Genomic DNA, 8,604 nt, shown 5'->3' on the forward strand with positions numbered 1-8,604 from the left:
ATCATAACTGGGGTGGCTCCGGCATGATTGGCCTTCAGGAAATGCTGCTGCAGGTTGATGATAAAAAGATATACCTATTCCCGGCATGGCCTAAAAACTGGGATGTACATTTTAAGCTTCATGCTCCTTATAATACCACCATTGAAGCCTCTCTAAAAAACGGCAAAGTAGAGCATTTAAAAGTATTACCGACAGAACGAAGCAAGGATGTGATCATGATGCTCGATAAATAATTAACAGGCATGCCTCTATCCCCATCTGCAACCACAAGGCTTTCTATCTTTTATCCCAAATTCTTTATCTTTTATCCATTTAAACTTTATCTATCCAAAGGCATCCAGGTCTCCATATCTACGTGGCCACGGTTCCCCCAGGCATAATAAGGGATTAGCCTTATATTAGTGGCATTCTGTTTTGGCGATGCTACTGGTTTATAAAGCTGATTTTTCCAATTGTTTTCGTCCCGTACATCTGCCTTACCCGTAAGGCTCATAATAGGGCTATTATCCATCATGATCATTTCGGGCTTTAATTCGTTCTGTGCCGATAAAGCGATATTGAATACTTTTTGTCCCTTCTCCAGATCCGATGATTCTAAACAATAGACTACTGGCCCGCGTTTTACCGCTACCTGGTTACGGGTTTCTTCTACCAGCGGATTGGCCTCCATCATGGTTACCGGCATAGGCAGGTTAAGTTCAATAGTCATTCCTTTAAACCAAACGGCAGTTATTTCTGTATAAGCCCCGGGTTTGGTATCTAACTGCGGAACCGGCTGCCCCGCCAGTTTAATACTCGCACCCTGACACCATCCTGGTATCCGCAGAAACAAGCTGAAAGCTTTATTTTCCGGCACTTCATCCAAACGAATACTCACTTTACCATCCCAGGGATAGTTGGTGGTTTGCGTCAGTTTAATGGGTGTACCGTCTTTCAATTTGGCTGATAAGGTATTACCACCGTATAGATTAAACCACAAACCCTTATCCGACACACTATAAGCATAATCGCTCACTTCCGAAATGGTACGCACTACATTTGGCGGGCAACAGTTTGATAATTTGATATACCCTACCCTATCCTTTGACCATCTTTGGCTAAAGGGTAAATCATCCGAATAACTCAATGGATTGGTGTATAAAAAGTTTCTGCCGCTCAGGCTGATACCTGACAACACGCTATTGTATAAAGCCAGTTCCATGACATCAGCATATTTGGCATCACCGGTAACTTGTAGCATGCGCCAATTCCAAAGTACGTTACCAATATTGGCGCAGGTTTCATTATGAGCGGTAAAATTAGGTAACTGATAGTCGCGGCCGTAAGCCTGATGTACTTTTTGTACCTCATTAGGATTATACGATGTGCCATCGGGCGAAACCCCATCATAAAGGGCGCCGCAACCGCCGGTTATGTACATTTTCCGGTTCACTACATCGTTCCACATCAAGTTTAAGGTGTGCATCAGTGTAGTATCACCGGTTTCCGCGTAAACATCAGCAGCCCCCGCAAACAGATAATTTGCCCTTACAGCATGCCCCATAGCCTGGGTTTGCTGCCTGAAAGGGATGCGATCCTGGTTATCATCGGTACCGTTTTCCATCAATCCGCGAATGTTGATCAAATTTTTAGCCAGTTCCAGATATTTAGGATCATAGGTGGTGCGGTACATCTCCACCACCCCCATATAATGCGACGGGCAAATAGCATTACGTGCCAGCTCTGGCGACGCTGTTTTATAAAAGTTGTATAAATAGTCCGTCGCCTTAATGGCCAGTTTTAGCATACTGGTTTTACCGGTTGCACGGTAATGCACGCAAGCTGCTGTCATCAAATGGCCCAGGTTATAGGTCTCAAAATTTAAACGATCATTAAAAGCCTTTTCTTTTCCGGAATTTTTACGCTCCTCAATAATGGTTGGTGTGTGAATATAACCGTCCGCTCGTTGAGCTTTAGCAATTACAGCTATGGTTTTATCCATAAGCACATCCAGCTTCGGATCATGAGTAGAAGCATACATACTGGCCACAGCTTCAAACAGTTTATAAAAATCGCCATCATGAAAAGGCGGCCCGGCATGCGAACCAGTATCCAACCCGGCGGCTATTTCAAAATTACGGAATGCATGACTGATCTCAGGATCGGTATATACCCGCCATAAATTAGGGATCATGGTATCGCGGCAAACCTTAAACCTATCGGCCCAAAAACCGTTTGTCCAGATCACATTGCCCATATCTACACTGCTTAATTTAGCAAACTTACTTTTATTGGTATTTACCAAAGCCTTCTGCTGGGCGCGTACACTGCCAACTGTTAATATTAAACAAATGGCCAATAGCCTGATCATGTTTTTCCACTTCATCTTTTCAAGTTTATTGCTGTTTGAGCTTTATCAATTTAACCGGACCTAACAGGCCCGCCGGTAGTAGCTGTTTACCTTCCAATCGGTAAGGTGCGTTTGTCCAGGTTATACATTCTTTTTCGGGCAGAGCATGGTCTCCCATGAGCCTATTAGCCCAGGTATTGGTCACTTCTATTTTTAACTCGTTATTCCCTTTTTTGAGTGCCTGGGTAATATCAACCCGGTATGGATATGTCCAGGCTACGCCGCAGTCAATTCCGTTCACATAAATCTGTGCCAGGTTCTCTACACATCCAAGGTCCAGGCAAACTTGTTTGGTTATATTACTGTTCCAGTTGAATGATTGACTATATATACCCGTACCCGAGTAATATTTAATACCATCTTCTGGTCGTTTTGACCAATCATCCAGTTGATTAAAATTAACGGGGGGCTTTGGACCGCCAGATCGAGGATCAAACTGAACTTTCCAGGTGCCTGTTATCGTCTGAACATCAACCGGACCTGCTGATTTATTATTTTTTGAAGAAACTGTTGAAGTCGCTTTCCGTAGGATAACAAATACGGATCCATTGGCCTGTAAGGTTAGAGGCAATTCGATTCGCCCGGCAACCATTCGCCAATTTTCGGCTGTATATATTTGCCCACTAAGCGCATCCCACAATTCGGGCACATAACCGTTTTTTCTTAATGACAGATTGATAGTCCGTTCCTCATTTTGTTGATTGGAAATAAAGTATAAATCAAAACCAGATGAATGGCGATGTGTCCAGGCGATATCAGATGCTGAATTACCATTTTCCCGAGCTATCAGATCACGCGGGATTCCTAACTCATCCAAATTATCTTTTTGGTAAGGGCCAATAATGAGTTTGCCTTTTTGATGAATACTTGCATAAAGTTTATCGCCTGCCTTTTCTACACCTGCATTGTCACCTATACCAGTGGCTTTCATGGGGCGGTTATTGATCAGGATGGTAGCACCATCATTTACCAATTTTTGTAAACGTTTCACCACCTCGGGCGACATTAAGCCAGAATCAGGAGACATTGGATGTGTACCAGGAATTACCAATACTCCATAACTCGCACCACCGGGCAATGTTATTCTGCCATTTTTTACAGTAGCCAGGCGCAACAATGCGTCTTTATTAAATGAATCATAGGCATAACCATGCAGAGGATCTATCCAGTCTTCTAGTAAGGCCATATTGGCGGAATGACTTGCATCGCTAATGCTGTTTATTATTAGCTCACCCTTATTAGCAAGCCTTTCACTCTCTTGCCTCACTTTTTCTGCACCAAATAAACCGGGTAAAGTATTCACTAATCTATCAGGCAATATGGCTCTACGGGGAGTTTCTTCGCCGGTAAAAACCGCTATATCAGTAACAGGGGTACCTTGCTGTAATAAGGCCTGACAACGTTGTATATATTCAACCCAGGCTTTTCCGGGTTTCCACCAGGTTTGGTCGCGCTGAAAATACAAGCCTATGCCATCCAGTGTCATCCCAGGCTTACGATTAAGCCAGGGGTTGTGTACGTTGACATGAAAAACGTAACGATTAATGCCGAGAGCAAAATTACGGTCGGCCATAGTTTTCAGCATACCGGGGTGTTCATCCCAAAGCAAACGCAACTCGGTAAATGCTTCTGCCTGAATTATATTTTTACCATAGATATGACCGCCTGAAATAGCATCCAGCATATCATTGGGCTTATCATGAGTCGGGCTGCGAAACCAGAACTCACCCATAGGTATATCAACCTTCTGATAATGAAGCATACCATCACTCATCATGGTTGGAGCAACACTTTCGGCAGTAAAAGTACAACCTTGAGCATGAGCCAGTTTGGCCATAGTGCCATAAAAGTTATCTACCAGCAGTTCGGCAATAGTTTGCCTCACATCATTTAATACCTTTTCCGAGGTTTCGGCGCTTTGTACGGGCATACCTGCCATTACCGGCAGATAAGGCAACAGATCATACCCTCTTCGTTTTTTAAACTCCGCTGCAAACACCGGCGACCAATTTTGACTGCCGCACTCCCAGCTATCTATGTGAAAAATCTTTAATACACGTTTGGCCAACTCCGGCCCGCCCTGCAGCACAGCTTCACCAAACCAATGATCAAACTGTACTTTCGCAGCCTCCGGATTAAATTTATCACACTCTAAACCGCTGCCTGCTCCGCCGGTAGCATTGGTATGGCCAGTGGAAGTATGACCTATACGCAGAATAGTCCATTGACCTGGAGGTACATTCCAGCGCAGTTTACCCTGCGCATCAAGCTTATCTGTTAAATTAATGATGCTGTTTTGGGGGACGCATAATTGATCCGGAATCTGGGCAACAGTTGTCCGCTTGCTCACACGCCAAACCTCCCCCGTTTTGCTTTCATATTGATGAATGCGTGGCTCTGAAGAAAGCTCAATACCGGACAGTTTTAAAGAGGGCTTCCACTTGGCAAAATCCAGGTCTTCGGCACCCGGTTCCGATCCGATTTTATCGTAAATAAACCGAAAATATTTAGCCGTTGTTGGTGCAATACTATTGGTAATTTCGGCATCCCCATCCTGCCAGCCGTGACGGGGCGGTTGCAGCCTGCCTAAAGATTTAAAACTTTTGCCATCATCACTAACCTCTACCAATAATCTTTCCGATTGATAATTGCTTGCTATTGTATGGATAACAAGCGAACGACAAGTAAATGGTTTTTCAAATTCCAGCTGCAACCAACAAGGTTCGCTGCTGGCAAAGCTTTTTTTATTGCCGCGTTCGCCAAGATATTGCACATCAGTACCAGTTAAATTGGTTATTATTTTCGGGTGCGCATCATAACTGCTAACACCCTCGCCTGGTAATGTTGGATATGCCACTACTTGAATATCCTGATAATAGTTTTTGTAATGCGCAGGAGTTGGTAAAGTATCCTGATAACTATGATCACCGGAAACTATTTTTTTTGACCAAACTACTTTTTGCATGGATAATTCAGGAGTTATCCAGGGGCCGCCTGCCAGGGCAAAGCCATCACTATCGTGCATGGCCAATTTAACACCGATTCGATCAGCCTCTTGCATACTGTATTTTACCAAAGCCCACCATTCCGGGCTTAACTGTTGAACCGGCGGATTGATATAAGGTGGATTAGCCGGCCCTTTAATAGGCATCAAGTAAGCACCACCTATACCAGCCTGTTTCATAGCCTGCAGATCGGCCGTAATACCTTCACGGGTAACAGCCCCTTGCATCCAGTACCAGAACACCCAGGGTTTGGCAGCCTCTGGCGGATGCCGGAATACCTGCTCTAAATTATTACCGGCTGGTACTTTTTTTATCTGTGCCAATGCTCCAGATACCAGGCAACACAGATAAAATAGCACTATCAATCCGCACTTTTTCATAATGCTATTTAAATTTGATTTTAGATGCAACTTCGCCAGCTTTATCAGCGTTACCTGCATAAGGCGTTAGGTAAAAGCTATAGTGATAATTTTTTGCAGGTACACGATATTGTTCCAATGGTTCGGCTACCTCACTCCAGCTATCGTTGCCCCCTACCCCCATTTGTATCAGATCAATATTCAGGGTTATAAAACCGGCGTCTTTTAGCTTATTAGTATGTTTGGCATGTACAATATTATCTTCCGTATAGGGCCAGGCGCTCATACTTAGCAAGCTGTCGGCTGCAATTAGTAAACCTTGATTTTGTTGATGCAACAGCATCCAACGCACATCCGTTCGGTTACCGTTTTCCTGAGGTACCACATAAGGCTCCATAAACTGATGAATAGATTGATTGTAAATACCTACCTCTGATCCGGTACTCCTATCGATATAGTTTTCATACGGGCCACGGCCGTAATAAGTGATATTACTATCAGCCTGAAGAATCCCCATTTGCATACCTATTTTGGGCAGGTTAGGAAGATGGGGATTGGCCTTTAAATCGTAATCTACTTTAATAGTTCCACTGCCATTGATAGTATAAGTTACTTTTACCGATGCGCTATCATTAATAAGCGTATAGGTACTGTTAACTTTAACTATGCCTTTTTGCGATTTATCATAGCTAATATTTATGAGCTTAGGTGTGTTTGTAAACCACGGTTTAAGTTTCCTCTCAGCCTTCCAGCCACGATGGTCGTTATCTGTAACCGGGCGGGTAAAATGGGGTAGCAATGGTGTAAATACCTGTTGTTGCCCTTTCAGGATGTATGAATTTAGCGCTCCTGTTGACTTATCAATCTTGATATTAAAACTATCTCCATCAATTGAATAAGCCGAAGCATCATCAGCGACAGTTATATCTGGATATTTTGAGGTTGTATTTTTAGCCTCCTGCAAACCGGTTAATGCAAACTGATCCTCTGCTATCTCATACCCTTTTGGGGCCCAGGATTTATCTTCAGCAAGCGTAAAGTGAATATCGGCCAGATATTCATGACCGGCTTTAAACCCTGGCAGGTACGGTTTCAAGCTGATAAGCGTATCGTTACCAGCCTCAAGATTGATACGAGGTAATATTTTCTTTTGAATTATATTTCCATCTTCCCTAACCTGTAGGTATACATCATAGCTATTTAAGTTATTTACACTACTCCAGTTTTTAATGTGGATGAGTGCCTGGGCAGCGTCTTTCATCTCGCAAACAGCAGGTTGAAAAACATGCTTGCATTCATAAATAGCAGGCTTGGGTCTTCCGTCTGATGCTATGATACCTTTGATGGTGAAATTATCGTAGTACCGTTCGCCATAATCGCCTCCGTAAGCATAGTACGGTGTACCAGTTGAATCATGTTTCAGTAAACCCTGATCTTTAAACTCCCAAATAGCACCGCCAATTACACGTTTGGTCGAACGCCACTGATCCCAAAACTCCTTCAGGTTGCCGTTAGAGTTGCCCATAGCGTGCGAATACTCCACAAAAAATATGGGTCGGTTATCGCCATTTTGTTGGTTAGCCAGTAACGGAGCTGTATAAAGGCCCGGATACATTCTACTCACAATATCTACATAAGGCTGATCAATCGGGTTTTGCAAGCGATGTGAATGATCATTAGTTTTAGGATAAAGCGCATCTGTTGGGTCAATATAGCCCTCGGCTTGCGGCGTACCTTGAGCTGGTTCATAATGGACAGGGCGGGTTATGTCAAAGTCATGTATCCAACCGGCCATAGCCGAGTGATTAGGCCCGCGACCGGCCTCATTACCCAAGCTCCAGATAATAACGCTTGGATGATTTTTATCGCGCATTACCATACGGGTAGCCCTGTCCAAATAAGCGCCAGTCCACATGGGGTCATTACTTAGTTTTGAGCCCAGGCCATGTGTTTCGAGGTTTGTTTCGTCTATAACCAGGATACCGTACTGATCGCACAAATCATACAGATATGGATCCATAGGATAGTGACTGGTTCGGATACAGTTAAAATTGAAGCGCTTAATAGTACGCACATCATTCAGGATATCTTCCCGGGATAATGCCTTACCCTTAACAGGGTCATGATCCGGGCGGTTCACACCGTATAGATAAGTCACTTTTCCGTTGATAAGCAGCTTACCATTATCCTTACCAAATTCAATGCTCCGGATACCAACCTTACAACTTTTTACCTCAAGCGTATGGCCAAGACTATCAACCAATGAAAGTGTAAGCGTGTAAAGGTTTGGCTGTTCGTCACTCCATTTATCAGGATTTTTCAAGGTGGTTTCGAGCAAACCGAACTTCACATTGTCTAACCTTGGATATATTTCATTGATGATACTCTCCACACTACGTTCCAGCGGTTTCTGCAAAATCTCCTTGTTATTTTTATCAAATAAACGTGCCTGTATTTTATACCCTGGAACAGCTTTGCCTGTCAGGTTCTCTACCCGCGGACGGATACTAAATATTGCATCCTTGTACTGTTTATCCAATTTGGTCTGCCACTGAAAATCGGCTATGCGTAATTTAGGTTCGGCCAGCAGCATTACCTCGCGGTGGATACCACTCATGCGCCATTGATCCTGATCTTCCAGAAAATAGCCGTCGCTCCAACGGATTACCTGTACTGAAACTACATTTTCGCCAGCCTGCAAATATGGCGTAATATTAAATTCTGACGGCAAGAAACTATCCTCGCCGTAACCTAAAAACTTACCATTGAGCCAAACTTTAAAGCCCGAACTTACACCGCCAAAATGCAGTGTGATATTCATATCCTTCCAGTTAGCAGGCAAAGTAAATGT

4 protein-coding genes are annotated in these 8,604 nt (G+C 43.6%); 1 reads left to right on the forward strand and 3 read right to left on the reverse strand.

The features are described from left to right. Positions 1 to 233 (forward strand): hypothetical protein (locus AAGC65_RS22985; RefSeq protein ID WP_343114811.1); only part of this gene is annotated, 233 nt, incomplete at its 5' end. 86 nt (positions 234 to 319) lie between these two features. On the opposite strand, the gene AAGC65_RS22990 is transcribed toward AAGC65_RS22985, so the two are convergent. The 3 genes from AAGC65_RS22990 to AAGC65_RS23000 all read right to left on the reverse strand — a co-directional run. Then, positions 320 to 2,365 (reverse strand): glycoside hydrolase family 127 protein, encoded by a 2,046-nt coding sequence (locus tag AAGC65_RS22990; RefSeq protein WP_343114812.1) that lies wholly within the window; start codon positions 2,363 to 2,365, stop codon positions 320 to 322. A 10-nt stretch (positions 2,366 to 2,375) separates the two neighbouring features. Further along, positions 2,376 to 5,774 carry a glycosyl hydrolase gene (locus AAGC65_RS22995; RefSeq protein WP_343114813.1) on the reverse strand — a complete coding sequence of 1,133 codons (3,399 nt, stop codon included), beginning with the start codon at positions 5,772 to 5,774 and terminating at the stop codon, positions 2,376 to 2,378. Between the two features lie 4 nt (positions 5,775 to 5,778). Continuing rightward, on the reverse strand, positions 5,779 to 8,604 hold a 2,826-nt coding region (locus AAGC65_RS23000; protein ID WP_343114814.1), incomplete at its 5' end, for a glycoside hydrolase family 2 TIM barrel-domain containing protein.

Source organism: Mucilaginibacter sp. (assembly GCF_039207105.1).
Taxonomy (GTDB): domain Bacteria; phylum Bacteroidota; class Bacteroidia; order Sphingobacteriales; family Sphingobacteriaceae; genus Mucilaginibacter.